At 73.1% G+C, this 23,648-nt stretch carries 21 protein-coding genes, 1 tRNA gene and 1 other RNA gene; 13 read left to right on the top strand and 10 right to left on the bottom strand.

Annotation, left to right across the window (positions count from 1 at the left end):
• Positions 1 to 96: 96 nt before the first annotated feature.
• Together ABZ840_RS04110 and ABZ840_RS04105 are read right to left on the bottom strand one after the other, a co-directional pair.
• Complete coding sequence (locus ABZ840_RS04110; protein ID WP_361552957.1) at positions 97 to 681, bottom strand: GNAT family N-acetyltransferase; 585 nt, start codon at positions 679 to 681, stop codon at positions 97 to 99.
• Positions 682 to 703: 22 nt separating this feature from the next.
• Entirely contained in the window at positions 704 to 2,197 is a 1,494-nt protein-coding gene (locus tag ABZ840_RS04105; RefSeq protein WP_361552954.1) for an alpha/beta fold hydrolase, read from the bottom strand.
• Between the two features lie 159 nt (positions 2,198 to 2,356).
• On the opposite strand from ABZ840_RS04105, the gene ABZ840_RS04100 reads away from it, so the two are divergent.
• The 10 genes from ABZ840_RS04100 (at position 2,357) to ABZ840_RS04055 (ending at position 14,035) form a co-directional block, all read left to right on the top strand.
• Complete coding sequence (locus tag ABZ840_RS04100; protein WP_361552951.1) at positions 2,357 to 3,613, top strand: ATP-grasp domain-containing protein; 1,257 nt, start codon at positions 2,357 to 2,359, stop codon at positions 3,611 to 3,613.
• A complete protein-coding gene (locus tag ABZ840_RS04095) occupies positions 3,610 to 4,488 on the top strand; it encodes a DUF364 domain-containing protein (protein WP_361552948.1) in 879 nt (292 codons plus the stop codon). The genes ABZ840_RS04100 and ABZ840_RS04095 overlap by 4 nt, the downstream gene beginning before the upstream one ends.
• Positions 4,485 to 5,591 (top strand): pyridoxal-phosphate dependent enzyme, encoded by a 1,107-nt coding sequence (locus tag ABZ840_RS04090; RefSeq protein ID WP_361552945.1) that lies wholly within the window; start codon positions 4,485 to 4,487, stop codon positions 5,589 to 5,591. Before ABZ840_RS04095 ends, ABZ840_RS04090 begins: the two co-directional genes overlap by 4 nt.
• Positions 5,588 to 6,688 (top strand): dipeptide epimerase, encoded by a 1,101-nt coding sequence (locus ABZ840_RS04085; RefSeq protein WP_361552942.1) that lies wholly within the window; start codon positions 5,588 to 5,590, stop codon positions 6,686 to 6,688. Before ABZ840_RS04090 ends, ABZ840_RS04085 begins: the two co-directional genes overlap by 4 nt.
• A gap of 17 nt (positions 6,689 to 6,705) precedes the next feature.
• Positions 6,706 to 7,953, top strand: coding sequence for an MFS transporter (locus tag ABZ840_RS04080; protein ID WP_361553893.1), 1,248 nt, complete (start codon positions 6,706 to 6,708; stop codon positions 7,951 to 7,953).
• Between the two features lie 20 nt (positions 7,954 to 7,973).
• Positions 7,974 to 8,795 carry a class I SAM-dependent methyltransferase gene (locus tag ABZ840_RS04075; protein ID WP_361552939.1) on the top strand — a complete coding sequence of 274 codons (822 nt, stop codon included), beginning with the start codon at positions 7,974 to 7,976 and terminating at the stop codon, positions 8,793 to 8,795.
• 89 nt (positions 8,796 to 8,884) lie between these two features.
• Positions 8,885 to 10,477 (top strand): ABC transporter substrate-binding protein, encoded by a 1,593-nt coding sequence (locus ABZ840_RS04070; protein WP_361552936.1) that lies wholly within the window; start codon positions 8,885 to 8,887, stop codon positions 10,475 to 10,477.
• On the top strand, positions 10,474 to 11,478 hold the full coding sequence (locus ABZ840_RS04065) for an ABC transporter permease (protein WP_361552933.1): 1,005 nt from the start codon (positions 10,474 to 10,476) through the stop codon (positions 11,476 to 11,478). Before ABZ840_RS04070 ends, ABZ840_RS04065 begins: the two co-directional genes overlap by 4 nt.
• A complete protein-coding gene (locus ABZ840_RS04060; RefSeq protein ID WP_361552930.1) occupies positions 11,475 to 12,359 on the top strand; it encodes an ABC transporter permease subunit in 885 nt (294 codons plus the stop codon). The genes ABZ840_RS04065 and ABZ840_RS04060 overlap by 4 nt, the downstream gene beginning before the upstream one ends.
• Entirely contained in the window at positions 12,356 to 14,035 is a 1,680-nt protein-coding gene (locus tag ABZ840_RS04055; protein WP_361552927.1) for an ATP-binding cassette domain-containing protein, read from the top strand. Before ABZ840_RS04060 ends, ABZ840_RS04055 begins: the two co-directional genes overlap by 4 nt.
• A gap of 75 nt (positions 14,036 to 14,110) precedes the next feature.
• Here the strand turns inward: ABZ840_RS04055 and ABZ840_RS04050 are convergent, their stop codons facing one another.
• Together ABZ840_RS04050 and ABZ840_RS04045 are read right to left on the bottom strand one after the other, a co-directional pair.
• Positions 14,111 to 14,377, bottom strand: a complete 267-nt coding sequence (locus ABZ840_RS04050; protein WP_361552924.1) for a hypothetical protein — start codon at positions 14,375 to 14,377, stop codon at positions 14,111 to 14,113.
• Positions 14,378 to 14,842: 465 nt separating this feature from the next.
• Entirely contained in the window at positions 14,843 to 15,454 is a 612-nt protein-coding gene (locus ABZ840_RS04045; protein ID WP_361552921.1) for a DUF4232 domain-containing protein, read from the bottom strand.
• Between the two features lie 136 nt (positions 15,455 to 15,590).
• Between ABZ840_RS04045 and ABZ840_RS04040 the strand changes: the two genes are divergently transcribed.
• Both ABZ840_RS04040 and ABZ840_RS04035 read left to right on the top strand, forming a co-directional pair.
• On the top strand, positions 15,591 to 16,979 hold the full coding sequence (locus tag ABZ840_RS04040) for a tryptophan dimethylallyltransferase family protein (RefSeq protein WP_361552918.1): 1,389 nt from the start codon (positions 15,591 to 15,593) through the stop codon (positions 16,977 to 16,979).
• A gap of 5 nt (positions 16,980 to 16,984) precedes the next feature.
• A complete protein-coding gene (locus tag ABZ840_RS04035) occupies positions 16,985 to 18,292 on the top strand; it encodes a pyridoxal phosphate-dependent aminotransferase (protein WP_361552915.1) in 1,308 nt (435 codons plus the stop codon).
• On the opposite strand, the gene ABZ840_RS04030 is transcribed toward ABZ840_RS04035, so the two are convergent.
• The 6 genes from ABZ840_RS04030 to ABZ840_RS04005 form a co-directional block, all read right to left on the bottom strand.
• The gene (locus ABZ840_RS04030; protein WP_361552912.1) at positions 18,281 to 19,777 is read right to left on the bottom strand and encodes a cytochrome P450; all 1,497 of its coding nucleotides are present in this window, start codon (positions 19,775 to 19,777) and stop codon (positions 18,281 to 18,283) included. The two genes, ABZ840_RS04035 and ABZ840_RS04030, sit on opposite strands and share 12 nt — an antisense overlap.
• Entirely contained in the window at positions 19,774 to 20,397 is a 624-nt protein-coding gene (locus ABZ840_RS04025) for an ATP/GTP-binding protein (RefSeq protein WP_361552909.1), read from the bottom strand. Before ABZ840_RS04025 ends, ABZ840_RS04030 begins: the two co-directional genes overlap by 4 nt.
• A complete protein-coding gene (locus tag ABZ840_RS04020) occupies positions 20,378 to 20,752 on the bottom strand; it encodes a DUF742 domain-containing protein (RefSeq protein WP_361552907.1) in 375 nt (124 codons plus the stop codon). Before ABZ840_RS04020 ends, ABZ840_RS04025 begins: the two co-directional genes overlap by 20 nt.
• Complete coding sequence (locus tag ABZ840_RS04015) at positions 20,749 to 21,135, bottom strand: roadblock/LC7 domain-containing protein (RefSeq protein ID WP_361553890.1); 387 nt, start codon at positions 21,133 to 21,135, stop codon at positions 20,749 to 20,751. Before ABZ840_RS04015 ends, ABZ840_RS04020 begins: the two co-directional genes overlap by 4 nt.
• Before the next feature lie 54 nt (positions 21,136 to 21,189).
• A complete protein-coding gene (locus tag ABZ840_RS04010; protein ID WP_361552904.1) occupies positions 21,190 to 22,692 on the bottom strand; it encodes an ATP-binding protein in 1,503 nt (500 codons plus the stop codon).
• Between the two features lie 617 nt (positions 22,693 to 23,309).
• Positions 23,310 to 23,397: transfer RNA gene (locus tag ABZ840_RS04005), tRNA-Ser, on the bottom strand.
• A 119-nt stretch (positions 23,398 to 23,516) separates the two neighbouring features.
• Here ABZ840_RS04005 and ffs point away from each other — a divergent pair.
• Positions 23,517 to 23,615: signal recognition particle sRNA small type (ffs, locus tag ABZ840_RS04000), an RNA gene on the top strand.
• Positions 23,616 to 23,648 lie beyond the last annotated feature (33 nt).

The raw sequence follows: 23,648 nt of genomic DNA, 5'->3' as shown, positions 1-23,648 counted from the left end.
GAAGGTGACCTTCCGGAGGCCCGTCTCCGGAAGAGGGGCCCAGCCTTTCCGGTGGGGCGGGCTACCGGCATCGGTGACCGGCCGGTGTAGGTATACCTAAGGCGTCCGCCGCGGCATCGGGATCTCGAAGTGGACCGTCTCGACGCCCGGGCCGTGTTCGCCCGTCGCGCGGGCGTCGAAGACCTCCGTGGCCAGGCTGCGCCAGAAGGCGCCGCTGCCCTCGACCTTGACGTTGGTGTGCAGATAGATCCGGGCGTAGCCGGGGGTGCCGGCCACGAAGTCGCAGGCGTGCCGGACCATCGTGCGGGCCAGGCCGTGGCGCCGGTGGGCCGGGTCGACGTAGACGCGGACGAGCTGGGCCGTGGAGCCGGACGGGTAGCGGTCGGCGAGCCAGCGGGGGTGCGGCGGGTGGGCGGGGCCCGCCGACCGGATGCCGGTGGTGCCCACCACCTCGCCGTTCTGCACGGCGACGAGCAGCAGGTGGCGCGGGTCGTCGAGGTAGGTGCCGGGGATGTCGACGATGTCCTGGTGCCACTGCGGCACATAGCCGTAGTCGAACTCCCGGTAGAGCGTGTCGAGCATGACGCGGCGTGCGCCGGGCACGTCGGCGGGGGTGGCGGCCCGGACGGTGTACGCGGGAGTGCCGGGGGTCGCTGCGTGCGGGGTGACGGTGAGAGTCATGGTGCTCCGTGCTTTCCGGTGGTCAGGGGGTCGGCAGGCCGGGGCCGGTGCAGTGCAGGTCGGCCGACGGTACGGTCCCGGCGTCCAGGTACGCGGCCGCCGCGCCGTCCACGCAGGCGTTGCCCCGGCTGGCGAACACCCCATGGGAGTAGTCGTCGTGCAGGGTCACCAGCCGGGAGCCGGGCAGCCGCCGCTGCAGCGCGCGGGCGCCCGCGATCGGGGTGACGGGGTCGTGCTCGGAGGCGATCAGGAGGACGGGCGGCGCGGCGGGGCTGCCGAGCGCGGTGCGGTGGGCCGGCCGGTGGTGCCAGTACGCGCACACCGGGGCCTCCATGCCGGTGAGCACCGGCTGCGGGTCCAGGCGGCGCATCCGCCGCAGGTCGGCGATCACCCGGGCGGGCGTGGGCCCCGGCCCGTCCGCGCACTTGACGGTGCGGTTGGCGGCCTCGTACGTGCGCGATGCGGCGCCGTCGAAGGGGTCGGCCGGGCGGAGCCCCTCGACGCTCCGGTTCCGCAGGTACGCGCGGATGCCGTCGGCGAGGCCCGCCCAGCGTTCGGTGCGGCCGAGCGCCCGGTACACGGTCCGGTCGAATTCCGCGGCGCCGAAGCCGGCCACGGGCCCGGCGGCGAGGCCGTCGCGGGCGCGCAGGTAGGCGGCGCGGACCTCGGTGGCGCTGCCGCCCAGCCCGAAGCGCTTATCGTGCGCGGCGGCCCAGCCGAAGAAGGTGTCGCGCTGGCGCAGCAGGGCCCGGCTCTGCCGGAGGTCGAAGTCGTACCAGTCCTCCGGGCCGACGACGCTGTCCAGCACCATCCGGCTTGTTCGATGGGGGAATTGCGCGGCGTAGGCGGCGCCCAGGTACGTGCCGTACGACACGCCGAGGTAGGCGATGCGCCGCTCGCCGAGGGCCGCGCGGATCGCGTCCATGTCGCGCGCCGTCTCGGTGGTGGAGAGGTGCGGGAGGGCGGCGCCGACGCCGGTGGCGCAGTCGTCGGCGGTGCGGCGGAGGGAGTCGAGGTAGCCGTGCTCGGCGGCGGGGGTCAGCGGCACGGGGTCCTGCCCCGGCGCGTCGAAGAGGCCGCCCATCGGGCCGCAGTCGGCGGGTGCGCTGCGCCCCGTGCCGCGCGGGTCGAACCCGATCACGTCGTACGAACGCCGCACGCTCTCGGGGAGTTTGGCGCGTTTGGTGACAGCGTACGGGAGGCCGGAGCCGCCGGGGCCGCCCGGGTTCACTAGCAGGACGCCGCGCCGCTCGTCGGCCGGCCCCGAGGCCGGTACGCGCGAGACGGCGATGCGTATGTGCCGGCCCTCGGGGCGGTCGTGGTCCAGCGGGACGCTCAGCTCGCCGCACTCGACGCGGTCGGGGGCCGGCGGGTCCGGCACGGAGTCGGGGCAGGCGCCGAAGTGCAGGCCGGCTGCCCGGGGGGCGGCGGCGTGCGCGGGGGCGGCGGGCAGCAGCGCGGCGGCGGTGGCCGCGAGGGCGCACAGCAGGCCGGAGCGGTGGACGGCGGTGGTCACAGGTCTCGCATTCAGGGCAGTGGCGGGGGCATCGTCCCTTCGGGGATGACTTGAAAATGATTATCGTTTACAGTGTGGGGCGGTCAAGCCGGACGGCTCCGTCAGGACGCGTCCCCGGCTCGGCCGACGACCGCAACACACCGCCGGAGAAGGGGAATCGTGGCTCATCTGCTGATGGTCGAGAGCTGGGTCGGAGCGATGAGCAGGCTGCTGCCGCGCGCGATCCGCGAGGGCGGGCACGAGTTCACCTTCCTCACCCGCGACCTGCACCACTACCTGCGGAGCGCGCCCGAGGGCGCCGCCCATCCGCTGCTCGGCGCCCGCAACGTGCTGACCGCCGACACCAACGACCTGGACACGCTGCTGCCGTACGCCGAGCGGCTGCACGCCGCGCTCGGCTTCGACGGCGTGCTCACCTCCTGCGACTACTACCTGCCCACCGTCGCCCGGATCGCCGGGCACCTGGGCCTGCCGGGCCCGGCGCCGGAAGCGGTCGAGAGCGCCTGCCGCAAGGACGCCACCCGCCGGGTGCTCGCGGACGCCGGGCTGCCCCAGCCGCGCTTCGCCGTCTGCGCCGACCGGTCCGAGGCGGCCGCCGCCGCGGCGGAGATCGGCTACCCGCTGGTCCTCAAGCCGGTGGACCTCTGCGCCGGGATGTTCGTACGGGAGGTCGCGGACGAGGCGGAGCTGCAGCGCGCCTACCGTGCCGTCGAGGACTTCCCCGTCAACGCGCGCGGCCAGCGCCGGGCGCCCGTCGTCCTGCTCGAAGAGCTGCTCATCGGCCCCGAAGTCAGCGTCGAGACCGTGACGCACGCCGGCAGCACGCACGTCATCGGGGTGACCGACAAGAGCGTGGGCGGCGCGCCGGCCTTCATCGAGACCGGGCACATGTTCCCCGCGGCGCTCCCCGTCGCCGACGCGGCGGCCGCCGCCGACACCGCCGTACAGGCCCTCAAGGCGCTCGGCCTGGACGACGTCGTCGGGCACACCGAGATCAAGCTGACGCCCGGCGGGCCGCGCGTCGTCGAGGTCAATCCGCGCCCCGCCGGCAACCGCATCACCGAGCTGATCCGCCACGTCACCGGCATCGACGTGGCCGCCGCCTGCGTGGACGTCGCGCTCGGCCGGCGGCCCGACGCGACCGTACGGGACACCGGGCTGCGCAGCGCCGCGATCGGCTTCCTCGTGCCCCGGGAGGCGGGCGTACTGACCGGCATCGACGGCGGTGACACCGTGCGCGAGGCGGACGGCGTACTGGAACTCCAGCTCGCCGAGGCGGGCAAGGACGTCAAGGCGGCCGGCAGCAACAACGAGTACCTCGGCCACGTCATGGCCGGCGACCCGGACGGGCCGGGCGCCCGCGCCCGCGTCGAGGGCCTGCTGTCCGCGCTGCGCCCGCGGGTGGCGGCCCGATGAGCCCCGCAGCCGACGGCCCCTGTACCGACGGGACCTCCTACGACGACCTGGTGGCCCGCGTCCTGGCGGGCGCGTACGGCCCCGACCCGGCCGGCCTGCGGATCTCCGTCGCCTTCAGCACCCGGCAGGCGGTACGCCACGCCGGACGCAGCGGCGGCTACCGCAACGAAGTGCTCAGCCTGCGGCTGGGCGCGGCGGTCGGCTCGTGCGCGGTGGAGCCCGGCGCCCTGACCGACGCGGCCGTCGAGGCGTGCGTCGGCGCGGACATCGCGGGGCTGCTGGCGCACGAGCTGCTGCCCGTACGGATCGCCGCCCTGGACGCGTACCTGATGCACGTCCTGCCCCACGAAGCGGCGCCCGGCGCCCGGCCCTTCCCGCTGCCCGCCGGCAGCTCGCTGGAGAAGTCCCGGGCCCGCGCCCGGGCCGTCGTCGAGCTGCTCGACGTGGCGCCCGGCGCCCGGGTGCTGGTCGTCGGCGTCGTCAACTCGCTGCTGGAGGCGCTGCGCGAGCGCGGCCTCACGTACGTGCCGTGCGACCTCAAGGGCGGGACGACCGAGTGGGACGAGCCGGTCGCCACCGACGCGCTCGCCGAACTGGACCGCTGCGACGCGGTGCTGGCGTCCGGCATGACGCTGGGCAACGGCACCTTCGAGGCGCTGCGCGCGCACGCCGCCGCGCACGGCACCCCGCTGGTGATGTTCGCGCAGACCGGCAGCGCCGTACTGCCGCGGTTCCTCGGGGCCGGGGTGAGCGCGGTGTGCGCCGAGCCGTACCCGTTCTTCTGGCTGGACGGCGGGCCGGGCACCGTCCACCGGTACCGCGACGCCGGGACCGCCGCTGCTTCCGGCCGCCGTACCGCCGGGGCCGCCGCATGACCGCGGCCGTCCTGCACCCCACCGCCAACCCGCAGCTGCTCGGCCTGCTGGGCCGCTCCCCGCTGGCCCGGATCACCGCGGACCTGCCCTGCCCGCACCCCGGCTTCTGGGCCAAGCTCGAAGGGCTCGCCCCGGGCGGCATGAAGGCGCGGGCCGCCGTGTCCATGCTGCTGGGCGCCAAGGAGCGCGGCGAACTCCGGCCCGGCGCACCCGTCGTGGAGTCCACCTCCGGCACGCTCGGCGTCGGCCTGGCCTTCGCCGGACAGGCCCTCGGCCACCCCGTGGTCCTCGTCGGGGACACCGAACTGGAGCCGTCCATGAGGCAGTTGCTGCGCACGTACGGCGTCCGGCTGGAGCTGGTGGACCGCCCGGCGGCCGAGGGCGGCTGGCAGGCCGCGCGCCTCGCCAGGCTGCGGGCACTGCGCGCCGAACTGCCCGACGCGTACTGGCCCGACCAGTACAACAACCCCGACAACATCGCCGGATACGCCTCGCTCGCCGCCGAGATCGCCGCCGACCTGGACCACCTCGACGTCCTGGTCTGCAGCGTCGGCACCGGCGGCCACAGCGCGGGCATCATCGGCCCGCTGCGCCGGCACTGGCCCGGCCTGCGGCTGATCGGCGTCGACGCCACCGGCTCCACGATCTTCGGGCAGCCCGCCCGGCCACGGCTGATGCGCGGCCTGGGCAGCAGCATCCACCCGCGCAACGTCGCCTACGACGCGTTCGACGAGGTGCACTGGGTCGGCCCCGCCGAGTCCGCCGACACCTGTCGCCGGCTGGCCGCGGGGAACTTCGTCAGCGGCGGCTGGAGCACCGGCGCCGTCGCCCTGGTCGCGGCCTGGGCGGCCCGCGTCCACCCCGGCGCGGTCGTCGCCACCGTCTTCCCCGACGGGCCGCAGCGGTACCTCGGCACCGTCTTCGACGACGACTTCGCCGCCGCGCACGGGCTCGACCCTGCCACCGCCGCCACCCGCCCCGTCGAGATCCCGCACCCGCGGGCCGCCGAGGCCACGGGGTGGACGCGCTGCCGGGCGGTCGCCGGCCCGCTCGCCGCCCCGCTCCCCGCCATCCGACCCGCTCCCTGGGAAGGGACCCCGTGAAGTTCAGCCAGCGCACCGTACGGCTCCGGCTCACCGAGCCGCTGCGCATCTCCCGCTCGACGATGGCGGCCCGCGACGCCGTCTGGCTCGCCGTCGAACACCAAGGTCAGCGCGGCTACGGCGAGGCCGTGGCCAGCGTCTACTACGGCCTGGACGCCGCCACCATCGGCCGGCTGTTCCGCGAGACCGCCCTGGAACTCGCCCGCTTCGACGGCCCCGAAGCGGCGCTCGACGCGCTCCGCGCCGGGGAGCTGCCTGCACCGGGCACCCCGCCCGCCGTGACCGCCGCCGTCGAGTCGGCCCTGCTGGACCTCATGGGCAAGCGCGCCGACGTCCCCGTGCACCGGCTCCTCGGGGCCCAGGAGCCGCCCCGGGCCGCGACGGCGCGTACCCTCGGCATCGGCTCCCGTCGGCAGGCGGCGGAGGAGGCCGGCCGGCTGGCCCGGCACGGCTTCTCCGTCCTCAAGATCAAGGCCGGCTCGCCCGACCCGGAGGACGACCTGGAACGGGTACGCGCGGTGCGCGAGGCAGCGCCGTACGCCCGGCTGCTGCTCGACCCCAACGGCGCCTGGACCGCCGAACAGGCCCGCGCCCTGCTGCCCCGGTACGCCGACCTCGGCGTCGAGGCCGTCGAGCAGCCGCTCGCGCCCGGCGATCCCGAGGCGCTGGCCCGGCTCGCCGAGCGCTCCCCGCTGCCCGTCATCGCCGACGAGGACGCGGTCTCCTTCGAGGACGCCCGGCGGCTGGCCGGCCGGGTGCACGGCATCAACGTCAAGCTCGCCAAGTGCGGCGGCGTGCACGCAGCGCTGCGCATCGCGGGCCTGATCGAGGGCAGCGGCACCGACCTGATGCTCGGCTGCCTGACCGCCAGTTCCCTCGGGCTCGCCCCCGCCGTCCACCTCGCCGACCGCGCCCGCTGGACCGACCTCGACGGCCACCTGCTGCTCTCCCACGACCCCTGGACCGGACTCGGCGGCACGGACGGCACCGTACGCGCCGGCCGCGGCCCCGGCCTGGGCGTCCGCCCGGTACCCGGCGCCGACCTGCCGCGCCCGGACCCCGATCCGGCCGGCCTGCTCACGGAGGTGCCCCGGTGACGAAGATCTGGCACGAGATGCGCGGCTTCCCGCTCGCCATCCGCCTCCTGCTGGTCAACCAGCTCGGCGTCAACACCGGCTTCTACCTGCTCATCCCGTACCTCGCCGTGCACCTGGGCGAGGACCTGGGGATGTCGGCCGCCGTCGTCGGCATCGTGCTCGGCGTCCGCAACCTCAGCCAGCAGGGCCTGTTCCTCATCGGCGGCTCGGCCGCCGACCGGCTCGGCGCCCGCGGCGTCATCATCGCGGGCTGCGCCCTGCGCACCGTCGGCTTCGCGCTCTTCGCGCTCGGCGACGGACTGGCCGTGCTGCTCGCCGCCTCCGTGCTGAGCGGACTGGCCGGCGCGCTGTTCAACCCGGCCGTGCGCGCCTACCTCGCGCAGGAGGCGGGGGAGCGCAAGGCGGAGGCGTTCGCGCTGTTCAACGTGTTCGCGACCACCGGCGCGCTGGTCGGCCCGCTGCTCGGCTCCGCCCTGCTGCTGGTGGACTTCCGGGCCTCCGCGCTCACCGCCGCCGCGATCTTCGCCGTACTGACCGCTGCCCAGGCGGCCGTCCTGCCCGCCCGCTCCGTCGTCCCCACGAAGAACTCCGTCCTCGGCGACTGGCGCGAGGTCGTCGGCAACCGCACCTTCCTGGCCTTCGCGCTCGCCATGGTCGGCATGTTCACCATGGAGAACCAGCTGTACCTGCTGCTGCCCGACGGGGCCCGCCGGGCCACCGGCTTCGACGGCGCCGCCGGCATCGTCTTCCTCGTCGGCACCGTCGCCAACCTCAGCCTCCAACTGCGCCTGACCCGCGTCCTGAAGGAGCGCGGCAGCCGCGCCCGCTGGATCGCCGCCGGGCTCGGCCTGATGGGCCTGGCGTTCGTTCCGCCGATGGCCGTCGCGGGGCTGTCCGGGCCGCCCGGCTCCCTCGGTGCCGCCGCGCTGCGCGCCCTGCCCGTCCTGCTCGGCGCCCTGCTGCTCTACCTCGGTGTCATGGTCGCCCAGCCGTTCGTGATGGAGCTGATCCCCGACTTCGGCCGCGCCGAGCTGACCGGCACCTACTTCGGCCTGTTCTACGTCGTCTCCGGCATCGCGGCCGCCGCCGGCAACGCCGTCGTCGGCTGGGCCATGGACACCGGCGGGCGTACCGGGGCCGACTGGCTGCCCTGGGCCTGCTGCCTGGCGTTCGGGCTGCTCTCCGCCGCAGGGGTGGCCTGGCTGCACCGGCTGCGCGGACTGCCCGCCCGTACGCCCGCCGAACCCGTGGCGGTGGCCGCGTGACCACCCTGGAAGGAACCACCGTGAGCACCGGCATACCGGTGGCCGACGCCCCGTCGGCCCGCAATCTCCTGACCGACAACCCGGAGCTGTACGAAGCCCGGTTCCCCGACGACGAGCGGCTGGCCGGCCGCTGGACCGAGGACTGCCTGCTCCGCCACGGGGCGGGCCCGCGCGTCCTGGACATCGGCTGCGGCACCGGACGCGACGCCGCGCACCTGTACCGGGTCGGGCGGTCGGTCGTCGGCGCCGACCTCTCCGAGGCGATGCTGGCGTACGCCCGTACGCACCACCCCGGGCCCTCCTACGTACGGGCCGACCTGCGCCGCTTCCGTTTCCCCGCGCGCTCCTTCGACGCCGTGGTCTGCCTGGACAGCGCCCTGCTGTACTGCCACACCAACGACGACCTCGACGGCTTCCTCGCCTCCTGCCGGCGGAGCCTGGCGCCGGGCGGCCTGCTCGTCGCGGAGATGCGCAACGGCGCGTTCTTCCTCGGCCGCACCGAACTCCTCGATGCCCCGGCCACGACCGGCTTCACCTGGCAGGGCACCACCTGGACCGCGACCACCACCCTCACCGTCGACCGCGCCGCACAGCTGCTGCGCCGCACCCGCGTGTGGACCGCCGACGACGGCACCCCGCCGCACGAGCAGCGCTCCGCGTGGCGGCTGCTCTTCCCCCAGGAGCTGCGCCACCTCCTCGCCGCGCACGGCTTCGAGGTTCTGGCCCTGCACGACGGGCCGGGGCCGCGCACCGAACCCGCCTGGCTGGAGGGCGACGGGCCGGGGCGGCGCCTGGACGCGGACCGGCTGCACGTCGTCGCCCGCCTGACGCAACCCGTCTGATGCGCCCCGTCCGCTGATGCCCACCGCCTGACCGCATCCGCTCGTACCCGTACGCCGTACCGCGCACCTCGTACCCGAAGGACACCGTCATGCCCCCTGCTCCCCTCGACGACTCCCGCTTCCCCGGCCTGCGCCGCCGCGGATTCCTCGCAGCCGCCGGCGGCGCGGCCGGGCTCGGCGCGCTCGCGCTGGCGGGCTGCGGCGGCCCCGGCGGCTCCGGTGCCGCCGCGGGCGGCGACGGCAAGCCCCGGCGCGGCGGCACGCTGCGGGCCGCGTTCGCCGGCGGCGGCGCGAGCGAGACCCTCGACCCGCACCGCACCAACCTCTTCGCCGACGCCGCCAGGGCCAAGGCCCTCTTCGACAAGCTCGCCGACTACGGCAACGACCTCTCGGCACAGCCGCGCCTGGCCGCCTCCTGGGAACCCAACGACGGCCTGGACCGCTGGCGCGTGAAGCTGCGCAAGGCCACCTTCCACGACGGCAGACCGGTGACCGCCGACGACGTCCTCTACAGCTACCGCCGCATCGCCGACCCGAAGGAGGGCTTCCGCGCCAAGGCGTCCCTGGAGCCCATCGACCTCAAGGCGAGCCGGGCCGTCGACCGCCGCACGGTCGAGTTCGTCCTGAAGCGGCCCACCGCCGAATTCCCCAACGTGCTGGCCGCGTTCGGCGCGTACATCGTCCCCGACGGCGCGACCGAATTCGACAGGAAGCCGGTGGGCAGCGGCCCGTTCCGCTTCGTCTCCTTCACGCCCGGCCGCTCCACCGTCGTCGAGCGGTACGACGACCACTGGGACGGCGCGCCGCACCTGGACCGGCTGGAGTTCCTCGTCGCCAACGAGGAGTCGGCCCGCGTCAACTCCCTGCTGGGCGGACAGGTCGAGTACGCCCACGAACTGACCCCGACCACCGCCCGCGCCCACGAGGGCAAGGGACAGATCGAGATCATCAGGCTGCGCAACAGCGCCATGCAGGCGTTCGCCATGAAGACCGACCGCGCCCCGTTCGACGACAAGCGGGTCCGCGAGGCGTTCTTCCTGATCGCCGACCGCAAGGAACTGGTCGAGGGCGCCCTGTCCGGCGCCGGCGAGATCGGCAACGACCTGTTCGGCAAGGGGTACGAGTACTACGCCGACGGCCTGCCGCAGCGCACCCAGGACCTCGACAAGGCCCGCCACCTGCTCAAGAAGGCGGGCGCCGAAGGGCTGAAGGTCACCCTGGACACCTCCGACGTCGCCTCGGGCTTCACCGAGGCCGCGTCCGTCTTCCGCGACCAGGCCGCCAAGGCCGGGGTGCACGTGAAGGTGCGCACGGGCAGCAAGGACACCTTCTGGGCCGACACCCTGGACTCCGGGACGCTCGCCAGCTACCGCTCCGGCGCCATGCCCATCGAGTCCCACTTCTCCCAGCGCCTGCTCACCGACTCCACCACCAACGCCACCCAGTGGCACCACAAGGACTTCGACGCCCTCTACCAGCAGGCCCAGTCGACCAAGGACAAGAAGGAACGGGCCGCCGTCTACGGACGCATGCAGCGCCGCCTGTACGCCGAGGGCGGCTTCCTGGTCTGGGGCTTCGCCGACTGGATCCTCGGCACGGCGAAGAACGTCCGGGGCGTCACGCACGAAGCGCCCGCCAACACCCTGGACTGGGCCCGCTTCGACAAGGTGTGGCTGGCGTGACCGCCACCGGAGCCCCGAGGGCCGCGCGCCTCGCCAAGGGAGCGCGCGGCAGCGGCCTGCGGGCCTGGGTCGTCCGCAGGCTGCTGCTCGGCGCCGGCCAGACCGTCGCCGTCGTCCTGCTGGTCTTCGCCCTCACCGAGGCGCTGCCGGGCGACGCGGCCGTGGCCCTCGCCGGCGACCAGCCCGACCCGGCGCGCATCGCCGCGATCCGCGAGGCCCTGCACCTGGACCGGCCCGCGCACGAACGCCTCGCCGCCTGGGCCACCGGCCTCCTGCACGGCGACTTCGGCACCTCGCTCACCTCGGGGCGCCCGGTCGCCACGTACCTCGCGAACGGCGTCGGCCCGACCGTGCTGCTCGCCGGCCTCACCGTCGCCCTGCTCGTACCGCTCTCCCTCGGCCTGGGCGTCCTCGCGGCCCGCCACGAGGGCCGGTTCGCCGACCGCGTCATCAGCGCGGTGACGCTGGGCATCTACGCCGTACCGGAGTTCGCCTTCGGCGTCCTCCTCGTCACGGTCTTCGCGCTGCGCCTGGGCTGGCTCCCGCCGACCGCCGTCGGCTACGGCAGCGACCTGCTCGCCCACCCCGCCGCCCTCGTCCTGCCGGTGCTGGTCCTGCTCGCCCGGCCGGTCTGCTCGCTGGTCCGGCTGGTCCGCGCCGGCATGATCGACGCGCTGGCGTCGCCGTACGCCGCACAGGCCCGCCGGTACGGCATCGCCGGCGCGCGCATCCGGTACACGCACGCCCTGCCCAACGCCGTCGCGCCCGCCGCCCAGCAGCTCGCCCGCACCATCGACTGGCTGCTGTGCGGCGTCATCGTCGTGGAGGCCCTCTTCGTGATCCCCGGGCTCGGCACGGTCCTGATGAACGCCGTCGCCGAGCGCGACGTCCCGGTCATCCAGGGCCTGGCGGTGGTCTTCGGCCTCACCGCCGTCGTCCTGAACCTCGGCGCGGACCTGGTGGCCCGCCGGTTCGCGCCCCGGGCGGGGGTGGCCGCGTGAGGACGCCCGTACTTCGCCGCGCTGCCGGGCGGACCGCACGTCGCCTCCGCCCGGGCCGCTTCCTCCTCGGCCTGCTCCTCGTCGCCGTCCCCCTGCTCCTCGCCCTCCTCGGCCCGCTGCTCGCGGGCGAACCGGGTCCCCGCGCCGCCTCCTTCACCCTCGGCGGCGGGCACTGGGCGGGCACCGACTTCGTCGGCCGGGACGTCTGGCGGCAGGTGTTGCTCGGCGGCCGCACCGTCGTCCTCACCGCGCTCTGCGCGACGGCACTGGCGTACGCGGTGGCCCTGCCGCTCGGCCTCGCCGCCGCGCTGACCCACCGCAGTCGGCTCGAAGACCTCCTGATGCGCCCGCTGGACGTGCTCCTCGCGATCCCGTCCCTGCTGCTGATCCTGCTGGTCGCGGCCGTCTTCTCGCCCGGCGCCGTGGGCCTCGCGCTGCTCGTCGCGCTGGTCAACATCCCGGACGCCGCGCGCATCATCCGCGCCACCGCGGCGGAGGCGGCCGCCCGCCCGGCGGTCGAGGCGCTGCGGATGCAGGGCGAGAGCTGGTGGCGGATGGCCGTGGGCTACGTCGGCCGCTCGGCCCTGCGTACGCTCGCCGCCGACGCCGGCACCCGGCTGACCGGCGTCCTCTACCTCGTGGCCACCGCCGCCTTCCTCGGCGTCGGCGTGGCCCCGGACGCCGCGGACTGGGCGGTCATGGTCGACCGCAACCGCACGGGCCTGTTCGTCCAGCCCTGGGCCGTCGTCCTGCCCGCCGTACTGATCGTCGCCCTGACCATGGGCACCAACCTGCTCTTCGACGCGGCACTGACGGGCCGGGCCCGACGCCGGACACCTCTCCGCGCGCTGCCGCGGCCCCGGAAGGAGAAGCACGCGTGAACGGCACCGAGCCCACCTCCCTGTACGCCGCGGCCACCCCGGTCGCGGAGATCGTGGACCTGCGGGTGGCGATGCCGGAGAGCGGCAGGGCCGACGAGTACGTGCCCGCGGCCACGGGAGACGGCAGCTCCGTGCCCTCGACTCCCTCCGCCCGCCCCCTCGTCGACGGCGTCTCCCTCCGCCTCCACGCCGGCCGGATCACCGCGCTGGTCGGCGCCTCCGGCAGCGGCAAGACGACCACCGGGCTGGCGCTCCTGGGCGAGTACCCGGCGGGCGCGCAGGTGACCGGCGAAGTCCGCGTACCGGACGGCCTCGTCGGCTACGTCCCCCAGCACCCGGCCGCCGCCCTCAACCCCGCCCGCCGGGTCGACGCCCTCCTCCGGGACATCGCCCGCGCGCAGGTGCGCGACCTGCCCCGCCGCGACCGCCGCGCGGCCGTCACCGAACGGGTCCTGCGCGCCTGCGCCGACGCCCAACTGACGGACGCCGAAGACCTGTTGTCCCGCTACCCGCACCAGCTCTCCGGCGGCCAGCAGCAGCGCGTCGTCCTCGCCCAGGCACTCCTCACCGGGGCCCGGGTGGTGATCGCCGACGAACCGACCACCGGCCAGGACGCGCTCACCAAGCGCCGCATCGTCGATCAGCTCGCCGCGGTGGCCCGCCGGGGGATCGCCGTACTCCTCCTCAGCCACGACCTGGACGTCGTTCGCGCCCTGGCCGACGACCTCCACGTCCTGCGCGCGGGCCGCATCCTCGAATCCGGCCCGACGGACCGGCTGTGGCAGGCCCCTCAGCACCCCTGGACCCGCGAACTCCTCGCCTCCGAAGCCACTCCGCCCGGCACCTCGGCGGAAGCCTCGGCGGGATGCCCCTCCGACGCGACCTCAGAGGTCCTCCCAGCTCCCGAAGCCCCCCTCCTCCACATCCCCTCACTCACCGCCCACCACCACCGCACCCCCGTCCTCAGCCTCTCCGGCCTCTCCCTCCGCGCCGGTGAGTGCCTGGCCGTGGTCGGCAGGTCGGGCAGTGGCAAGACGACCCTCGGCCGCTGCATGGCCGGCCTGCACCGCACCTACGACGGCGAGATCCGGCTCGACGGCGAGGTCCTGCCGCGCAGCCTCCGCGCCCGCACCCCCGCCCAACTGGCCGCCGTCCAGTACGTCTTCCAGGACGCCCGAGCCGCCTTCGACGAACACCGCCCCGTACTGGACCAGGTCGCCCGCACCGCCGTCCGGCTGCGTGGCGTCCCCACCGCCGCAGCCCTGACCGAGGCGGACGACACCCTCGCCGCCCTCGGCCTCCCCGCCGACCTCGTCCGCCGCCACCCCCAGCGGCTCTCCGGCGGCGAACTGCAGCGCGCCGCCCTGGCCCGCGCACTCCTGGCCCGCCCCCGCGTCCTCATCTGCGACGAGATCACCTCGGGCCTGGACACCCTCACCCGCCGCTCCCTGCTGGCCCACCTCACCGGCCTGCTCCGCACCCGCCCCGACCTGGCCCTGGTACTGATCACCCACGACCGCGACACCGCCGCCCTCGCCCACCGCACCGCCGTCCTCGACAACGGCCGCCTGGCCGAACACGGCCCCACCCCCCACCTCCTCGACTCCCCCACCCACCCCACCACAGCAGCCCTCCTCCAACCCCCGGACACCTGGGCGCCGGGGGTGTCCGTCTGACCGTCCCGCCGCCCGCCCATGACGAGGGGCCCGCACCTCGTGGTGCGGGCCCCTCGCCACGAGCAGAGCAGGCCGCTACGTGCTCGCGGGCTCCTGCTCCTGTGCGTGTTGGTTGGGGCCGGCGGCCTTTTCCTGGGAACGGAGCATCTGTGCCAGTGCCTCAAGGCTTTGCGCTGCGGCTGTGCCGCCACCGCAGGTCAACGAGGCGATGAGGTTGCCGAGCAGGCCTGCCCGGTCGGCGACTATGCGTACCTGGCCGATTTCGACGACGAGGCCCAGCAGGTTCAGTCGCAGTCCCTGCGGGATGTTGAGTACGACGCACTCTTGAGGCGGTGTTGTCATCCGAGTCTCCCCCTCTGAAGGACCAACCGCGCTCCGGTACCCCTCGCGGGACACCCCATACGCGCCCGCACGCCTGCTTCTCAGGCCTCTTCGGGTGCCGGTGACTCGCGCCGGACCGGTGGGGGCGCGCGGCGTGACAGGGGGCCGTTCCCGCGGTATGGAGGCCGGTGTCCGGGGGAGCTGCCTGCGGGTTCGGCGGGTGGCTGTCGCACGGGGCCGTACGCCGGTCGCGGGCATGTGGAGCTGCGCGGGCCGGGCGTACCGGGGAGGGGCGGGCATTGCGGGGGAGGGGGCGTACGCGGTGCCGACCGGGCTTTTCGGCGGGTACGTCCAGGCGGGCATGGGGCGGAGGGCCGAGGGAGCGTGGGCGGGGTGGGCCGGGGTTCGGAGTGCGTCGGGGCGAGGCCCGGTACGGCGAAGGCCCCGACGTGGTCCGCCGGGGCCCGGGGGCCGTTGCTGGTGCCGTTACTTGCCGGCGCCGACCGGGTCGACCGTGATGGCCGGCGTGGCGCTGTCGGAGGCCGGGACGTTGATGGTGAGGGGCAGGGAGTGCGAGTGGGTCTCACCGGGCGGGGTGACGATGAGGGACGTGAAGGTCACGCCGCTGCCGCCGGAGTCGTTCATCGGGTGGTGAAGGGTGAAGCGGGTCTCCTCGCCGGGCGCGACGTCGACCTTCGTCGGGCCGATCTTGCTGCGGGTGGCGCTGGTCGTGCCGTCCTTGCCCTTCAGGTCCACGCCGGGGAAGCCCTGGAGGCTGCAGGTGGCGGACCCGGTGTTCTTGAGGTTGATGAGCGTCGTGCCCTCGCTCATGCCGTGGGAACTGCTGAAGTCGAGCTGCGAGGTCTTGCAGGAGCCGGAGCCCGATGCGCCGCTCTCGCCGGAGCCGCCGCCGCTCGAACCGGACTCCGAGCCGGTCGCGTTGTCGTCCGCGGGCGCGCTGCTGCCCCCGGAACCCTGCGACGCGGAGCTGTCGTTGCCGCTGCCGCTCGCTGAGGTGCTGTCCCCGCCCTGGCAGGCGGTGAGCGAGAGGCCGGCGGCGACCGCCACGGCCAGGAGGGACAGCTTCTGCGCGCGCATTGTTTCTCCTTGGGGGGATGTGTGGGGGAGTGCCCACTCCTCGCGAGTGAGCCTTGCCGGTCTCTGGGACCCGGCCGACGCCGGAGGCGTTGCGCATGATCATCTCTTAATACGTGGTCGTGACAAACAATTCCGGATGGTGAGACCAGCCCCGTCCCTCTGGGTGACAGCGTGCACATTCGTCCGACATGGGCGCGTGGCACTGTCGGTGGACACCCACGCGAGCCCCCCGCGCGCCGCTGTTGAGGCGGAAGAAGCTTCGTTATTTGTGAAGGGGCCCCGGATTTCAGGGAAACGGCGACAGTCGTCGCTCCCCGAGTCATGCGGCATTCAGGGGTATCCAACCCTCTTGGTACTGGCCGATCGGCCGGCGAAGCAAGCGCACGGTACGGCGAAACCCGGTGAGCGGAGGAATTTCGTGGTGGTACTGCGTACGGAATCGAGGGCGCCTTCCGGCGCGTCATTCATGGATTACGGGGTTTCCACCCTCGCGCGTCTTCTGGACAGCGCGGGGATGGATGTCGAGTACGGCACAAGGGTACTGCGCGGGATGCTCACGCCATGGGGCGGAGAGCGGATAGGCGAGCGACCACATTGGCATTCCGACGTATGCGCCGACGGGTCGCCGATCGAGTTCTCCGCAGCCTTTTCGAGGCACTGCCGAGAGGTCCGCGTGCTGGTCGAGGCCCTTCCGGATCGGCTGACCACACCGGCCGCACAGGAATCGGCGACCGAGCTCACCCGGATACTCGTCCAGGACTTCGGCGCGGACGGCGACCGGCTGGCGAAAATAACGGACCTGTTCCTCCCGGACGAGGAACCGACAGGGTTCGCCATGATGCACGCAGTGGTCTTCACGCCCACCGGGCAACCCGAGTTCAAGGTCTATCTGAATCCGAACGCTTCCCGCAGCATGTCCGCCGTCGAGCGGACGCACGAGGCGCTGGACCGGCTGGGATTCGGAAAGGCATGGACGGCCATCGCCGACTATGCCGACCGGGGATTCGACCTCGACCGGATCGTCTACGTCAGTCTCGACCTGGCCGACGGGCCCGAGTCGCGCGTGAAGGTGTATTTCCGGCACTACGACGTCACCCCGGAATACCTCGACACCCGCATGGAGATATCGGCTCAGCACGAGAAGGGATTCCTCGGGGAATTCTGCCGCCAGGTGACCGGCCGGACGGGAGAGGTGCGGAACCAGCCGCTCGTCAGCAACCTGACCTTCGCCGCCGCCGGCGGGCATCTCCCGGTGTCCGCGACGCTGTACGTCCCCCTGTGGGTGCACGCCGAGAGCGACCTGACCGTACGCGACCGCATCAGCGCGGTCATGGCCGGCCTGGGCCTCCCCGACAGCGGCTACCGGGCCCTGCTGGACCATGTGGCACGCCGTCCGCTCCCGGACGGGCGGGGAATCCACACGTACGCCTCGGCACGGGTGCAGCACGGCCTTCCCCGCGTGACCACGTACTGGTCCTCGGAGCTGTACGACCGGTATCCGCCCGCCCGTTACCAGCGGGGCTGAGCGCCATGCCGCTCTACGAGGTGGAGCATGCGGCGCGCCACGAGGCGGCGCGCGACGAGACGCACGGTACGACGCGCGAGGCGATGGGCTCGCTTTTCGACGACGCGCACGTCCGGCCCGGTCTGCTCCGGAACCGTTCGCACATACGGTGGGGCGCCTATCCGCCCGATGTCATTCCGCTGACCGCAGCCGAACCGGATTTCCCCGGCCCGCAGGTGGTCACCGACGCCATGATCTCTGCGCTGGCCGACGGCTACTTTCCCTATGCGTCACCGGAGGGACTCGACGAACTCCGGGAGACGTTCGCCGAGGTGGCCGAGGAACGTTACGGGATAAGCGCACACCCCGACCGCGTGGTGCCGGCGCCCGGCACGGCCGCCGCACTCTGGGGCGTGGTGCATCTGCTCTGCGGGCAGGGCGACGAATGCATATTGCTGGATCCGGTGGACCTGCTCTTCGGCCAGGCCATAGACGCCGCGGGGGCCCGCCGTGTCCATTACCCCGTCGACAAGAGGACGGGGCAGCTCGACCCGGACCGGCTCGCCTCCCTGATCACCCCGCGCACCGCACTGATCTGTATGTGCAACCCGCACAACCCCCTGGGCACGGTCTTCCCCGCGGAAACCCTCCGAGCGGTGGCGGAAACGGCGGGCCGGCACGGCATCCCGGTCCTTTCCGACGAGGTCTGGAACGAAATCGTGTACCCGCCCGGCGCGCACGTCAGCATGGCGAGCCTGGACACGGAGACCGGCCCGCGCATCCACACGGTGACCGGACTCTCCAAGACCTTTGCCCTGCCCGGCCTTCGGATGGGATTCGTGATCGCCCCGAATGCGCGCGAGGCGAACGGCCTCCAGCGCATCTTCCAGCGACTCGGCGCCGCGTACAGCCTGACGCCTTTCACCCAGGCCGGCGCGCTGGCCGCGCTGCGCCACGGCTGGCCCTGGCGGAACGCGTTCCTGGCCCATCTGCGGGAGACCCGGGACTACTGCGTGGCACGGCTGAACGCGATTCCGGGAATGTCGTGCGGCCGCCCGGACGGCACATTCGTGCTCTTTCCCGATGTATCAGCCACCGGCCTGAACAGTCGCGCGATGGGCGAATTCCTCCTGGCGGAAGCCCGGGTGGCGGTGGTGGCCGGTACGACGGAGTGGTTCGGCCCCGGCGCCGAAGGCAACATCCGCATCAGCTACGCCACGTCCCGGGCGGTGATGGAAGAGGCGCTGAATCGCGTGGAAAAGGCCGTGACCGGGCTTTCCGTACCCGCGCGGCCCCTCCCACCACGAGCCCTCCGGACCTCCTCATCCCCGTAGCCATGCCTTCAGCGAGCCCCACCAGGACCTGCGACGCCGGGGGACCGGCACCGGCGGGGGCGGGAACGGGGGAGCGGGGTGAACCGGGAGACCGGCGGCGGGCCTCGGGCCGGTCACCGCCGACGCGCCCCCGGCGTCACCCACGGTCCCGCCGGGCGCCGGCACGCTCCCCGCCGCATCGTCTGGCAGGGCGGGGGAGCGCCGCCGGGCCGCGGTGAACGTCACCGGCAGACTGGCCAGATGGCGCGTCATCCAGCCCGACGTCCAGCGCAGGTCCTCCTCGGGGATGCTGAGCCGGATGTCGGGCAGCCGCGCCAGCAGCGCGTCGATGCCGGTGTCGGCGATGGCGCGCCCGATGTTCTGGCCGGGGCACTCCTGCGGGCCGCTGCTGAACGCCAGATGGCCGCGGTTCCCGTGCAGCGGGGTCGAGGGGTCCGGCCGGACGGCCGGGTCGTAGTTACCGGCGGCCAGCCCGAGCAGCAGCATGTCGCCCGCCGCCACCTTCTGACCGCCGACCTCCGTGTCCACGGCGGCCCAGCGGCCGGGGATGGTCATCAGCGGCGGCTCGCTCCAGAGCACCTGCTCCACCACGTCCGGCAGGGTCATCTGCCCGCCGGCCAGCGACGCGTGGCAGCGGGGGTCGGTCAGCACCATCCGCAGCGTGCTCTTGAGCAGGTTGACCGTGGTCTCGTTCGCCGCGATGAGGATGACCCGCAGGTGGTTCCACACCTCCTCGTCGGTCAGCCCGGAGGAGTGCTCGATCAGCCAGGACGTGATGTCGTGGCCGCGGTCCTTGCGTTTGCGCCGTACGAGATCCGCGAGCGTCTCCACGATGAACTCGTTGCTGGCCACGGACGTCTCGGTGCCCGCCACCATGTCCCGGCTGGCCGCGACCAGCCGCGGCCCGAACTCGTCGGACATGCCCAGGAGCTGCGTCAGGACGAGCATGGGCAGCTGTTCGGCGAACTCGCCGGCCAGATCGGCCTCCCCCCGCTCCGCGAAGCCGTCGGCCAGCTGGTGCGTGAAGCGGGTGATGTGCCGCCGGATACCGCGCCGGTTGAAGCGCTCCAGGCTGTCGGTGACCGCCAGCCGCAGCCGGTCGCGCTCCGCCCCGTCCAGGAACAGGCAGACCGGCTGCCAGGCGATCATCGGGAGCAGCGGGGAGTCCGGCGGGACCTTCCCCTCCTTGAACCAGCGCCACGTACGGGAGTCGCGGCTGAACCGGCCCGGCGTACCGGCGACCTCCAGGATCTCCCGGTAGCCGAGCACGATCCACGCCGGCAGATCGCCGTCGAGCAGGACGGGCGCGACGGGGCCGTGCTCGGCGCGCAGGCGCTCGTACAGGCCCATGGGGTCCGCGGCCGCCTCGGGGCCGAAGAGCCGCGCCAGCCCATCGGCACTCCCGGACCCGGCGTGCGCCGGACACTCCGGAGGCGGCCCGGGCAGCGACGTGAGGCGGGTCTGGTCGGGGGAGGAGGAGGTCACCGTGGCTCCGTGGTCGTGGTGGTGAGGGCGTGCAGATAGCGCACGAGGGACAGCAGGCCGTCGCGGCTGGAGGTGCGTTCGCGGGCGTCGCAATCGATCACCGGCACCGCGTCGGGGATGTCCAGGGCCTCCCGGAGGTCGGACACCGGGTAGGAGGGCGCGTCCGGGAAGGAGTTGATGGCGACGATGAAGGGCACCCCGCGCTCCTCGAGCCGGCCCATTACGTCGAAGCTGTCCTCCAGCCGCCGGGCGTCGACCAGGACCACGGCGCCGAGCGCGCCTTCGAAGAGGCCGTCCCACAGGAACCAGAAGCGCTGCTGTCCGGGGGTGCCGAAGACGTACAGGACCAGTTCGTCGCTGAGGGTGATCCGGCCGAAGTCCATCGCCACGGTCGTCTCGCTCTTGCGCTCGACGCCGGCGATGTCGTCCACCCCGGCCCCGGCCTGCGTCATGGTCTCCTCGGTGGTCAGCGGTCTGATCTCGCTGACCGATCCGACGAGGGTGGTCTTCCCGACGCCGAAGCCGCCGACGACGACGACCTTCACCGCCGTGGTGACCGATTCCGGCAGGACGTCTTCGGACCGAGGACCGACGACGGGCTCAGAGATTCTGTAGTCCATGCATCACCGCCTCCAAGAGTTCGACATCGGGCATCGACTTGGCGGGGATCGACGCCCGGGCTTCCACGTGGCCGCTCTCCAGCAGGCCCGTGAGCAGAACGGTGACCACGCTGACCGGCAGCTTGAGATACGCGGAGATCTCGGCGACGGAGAGCGGGTAATCGCAGATGCCGACGATGGCGGCGCGTTCGGGCTGCATGCCCGAGCCGGCTTCGCTGCGGCTCACGATCAGCGTGACCACGTCCAGGGGGACGCGCTTCTCGGGCGGATTCCGGTCGGCGGACGCGAGGATGTAGAGCCGCTCGGGTCCGCCCTCTTCCCAGGGCCGGAGTTCCGCCTGTTCCGGGTCCTTCATGGCAGCTGCCGGTCGGACCGCGGTGGGCTGGTGAGGTGCTGTCCGATCCGGGCGACCAGGTCCCGCATGCGCTGCCCCATGAGTCCGGCGTCCACGTCGTCGTCGGCCAGTACCGCCAGATATGCCCCGGCGCCGGCCGCCATCAAATAGAAGAAACCACCGTCGACCTCGACCACGACGAGTTTCATGCGCCCGTCGCCGTGCGGGAATTCCGCCGCGATGGCCGCCGAAAGGCTCTGCAGTCCGGCGCAGGCGGCGGCGAGGCGATCAGCCGCGTCGCCGTCCGTACCGAATTGCGCCATGCACAGGCCGTCCGAGGACAGCACCACGATATTTCGGGTCTGCGGGACACTGGAAGCCAATTCCTCCAGCATCCAGTCCATATTGAGCCACTGCTTTGTCGCCACGTGCTTACTCATCCTTACCTCATGGCTCTGTTACTGCTCGGACTCTTCATCGCTCGGGCCATCGGGACGAGACGCGGGGGAATCGGCTCGGGATTCGCCGGAGACACCTTCGAGGAAGGCGGACATCCACAACCCGGCCTGCGGTGGCCCGCCGGCCGACGCCGAGGACCGGGAGTCGGCGGTGGAGGCCGCCTGCTGCGGCGGCCGCTGATGGGGGGAGAGGGCGCGGGTACGCCGCCTGCGCTGCGGGAGGCCATTGGCGGTGCGCCGGGCGTTGCTGGGCGACGGCTCCTGGAGGGCCGCCTGGGAAACGGGCTTGCGGCCGTAGCTGGAGGGCTCGCGGGGCGGCGGCAGGCTGGGTGCCTTGGCCAGGGCCCCGCCGGGCACCGGAGTCACGGTGACCAGGTCGGGCGGGACGATCAGTACGACGCGTACGCCGCCGTACGCGGAGACCCGCAGGGACACCTTGAAGTGGTTCGTGTGCGACAGCCGGCCGACCACCGCCAGGCCGAGCCGCGGCGACTCGCCCAGGTCGTCCAGGTCCAGCCCGCTGGCGGCGTCCTGGGCCAGGGCGTGCTCGGCGCGGATCCGGGCCTCGTCGGTCAGCCCGAGTCCGGCGTCCTCGATCTCGACGGCCACGCCGGACTGCACCTCGGACGCGGTCAGATGGACCCGGGTCTGCGGCGGGGAGTAGCGGGTGGCGTTGTCCAGGAGCTCGGCCACGGCGTGGATCAGGGGCTCGGCGGCGCGGCCGAGAATGCCGACGTCCGCCACCGAGTGCAGGTCCACCCGGCGGTAGTCGGTGATCCGGGACATGGCGCCGCGCAACACGTTGAACAGCGGGATGTCCTTCTGCCACTGACGCCCCGGCCGCGCCCCGCCCAGTACGGCGATGCTGTCCGCGAGCCGGCCGATCAGCGCGGTCCTGTGGTCGAGGTGCAGCAGGTCGTTGAAGACCTCGGGGTCCTGACCGTGCTTGTCCTCCATCTCCCGCAGTTCCAGAGCCTGTTGGTGAACGATGGCCTGGACACGGCGGGCGATGTTGACGAAGGCCCGCTGGGCGGAGTCGCGCAGGTCCTCCTCGGCCTCCACGGTCTGGAGGACGTAGCGCAGGACACCGTGGTGCGCGGCCTCGAAGCGGGGACTGACGCGGGACACCGTGCTGGTGGTGCGCAGTACGTCCTCGACCGAGTTGCCCTTCTGCAGCCGGGCCATGGCCGCGGGCAGCGTCTCCTTGGCCATCCGTACGGTCTCGGTCTCCTGCTCGGCCAGCTGCCGTTGCAGGAACTCCTCTCGCGCGGCGTACTGCCGGCGGAGTTCGTCGATGGTGCGGCCCCGGCGGGCCGCCGACGCGGCCGCGACGGCCACCGCCGCCGTCGCGACGATGCCGATCCAGACGGCGTAGGGGCGGGCCGTCGGGGGCACCGACGAGGCGGCCACGGCCGTACATATGGCCAGTAGTGCGGGCGGCAGCAGCCACATCGTGGTGGCGGCGGGCCCCGGCCTTCCGGGTGACGCATCAGCACGGACCATCGGCATCCTCAGAGCACTAAGGGAAGGAATTGGGCGTCATGCACGGCATTCACGGGCCCGGGAAAAGGGCTGGGAACAACAGAAGACCGTCGGGCCACGCGCACCGGAAATCGGTCGCAGCACATGACTAATCGGCATTCCGCGCGGAGCTGGGTCCCCAGGACGCCCGAGCCCTCGTGCGGTGGGCGGCATCACCGCAGCCAGCAGCGACGCGTTGTTTCCGTCGCAACTCGCTGCGCGGCAATGAGCATAGCGGTGTGGGATTAGCTCCGTGGGGCGAGTGCATATAACACATGAATGCACTCACGTACGAAATTCAGCAGAATCGTTTGGTGCTGGCCATTCGCTGAAATCTTCCGGTCCCTTATTCACGGCCGGCGACCGGCGCAAAGGGACGGGTGCACGATTATGTCCGAGTCACGCGGCTTGCACGCCATATGGCGCGAAGACGCAGCAAACCGGTCGCCTTGTCGGAGTGCCCCCTGGTCGAGGGGGGCTTGAGTGAGCGGGCTCACAACAGCCGGTGGGTGAGGCGGAAGCGCCGCCACCGTCACAAGAACGTCGAAGGGCCCCACCGCGAACGGTGGGGCCCTTCGACATCGTGCCCGGTGAGGCACTGGCGGAGGATACGAGATTCGAACTCGTGAGGGGTTGCCCCCAACACGCTTTCCAAGCGTGCGCCCTAGGCCTCTAGGCGAATCCTCCGCTGGAGACATTACATGACGTGGGGGAGTGCTCGCGAACTCGATCCCCGGGTGGGATCCACCCGGGTCGGGGGGTGGGGGTGAGGGTCGTTTCGGGGGCGCTGGATCAGGTACTGTGGGCGCAGCCCCTCACGTGGCGCTATCTGACTGAACTCCCCCAGGGCCGGAAGGCAGCAAGGGTAGGTCGGCTCTGGCGGGTGCGTGGGGGGCGTTTGCGTTCCCGGGGCCCGGCGGGCGGGCGTGCCCGCAGGA

The sequence above is a fragment of the Streptomyces sp. NPDC047117 genome (assembly GCF_040643545.1).
GTDB lineage: Bacteria > Actinomycetota > Actinomycetes > Streptomycetales > Streptomycetaceae > Streptomyces.
This window is presented reverse-complemented; position numbering and strand designations above follow the sequence as displayed.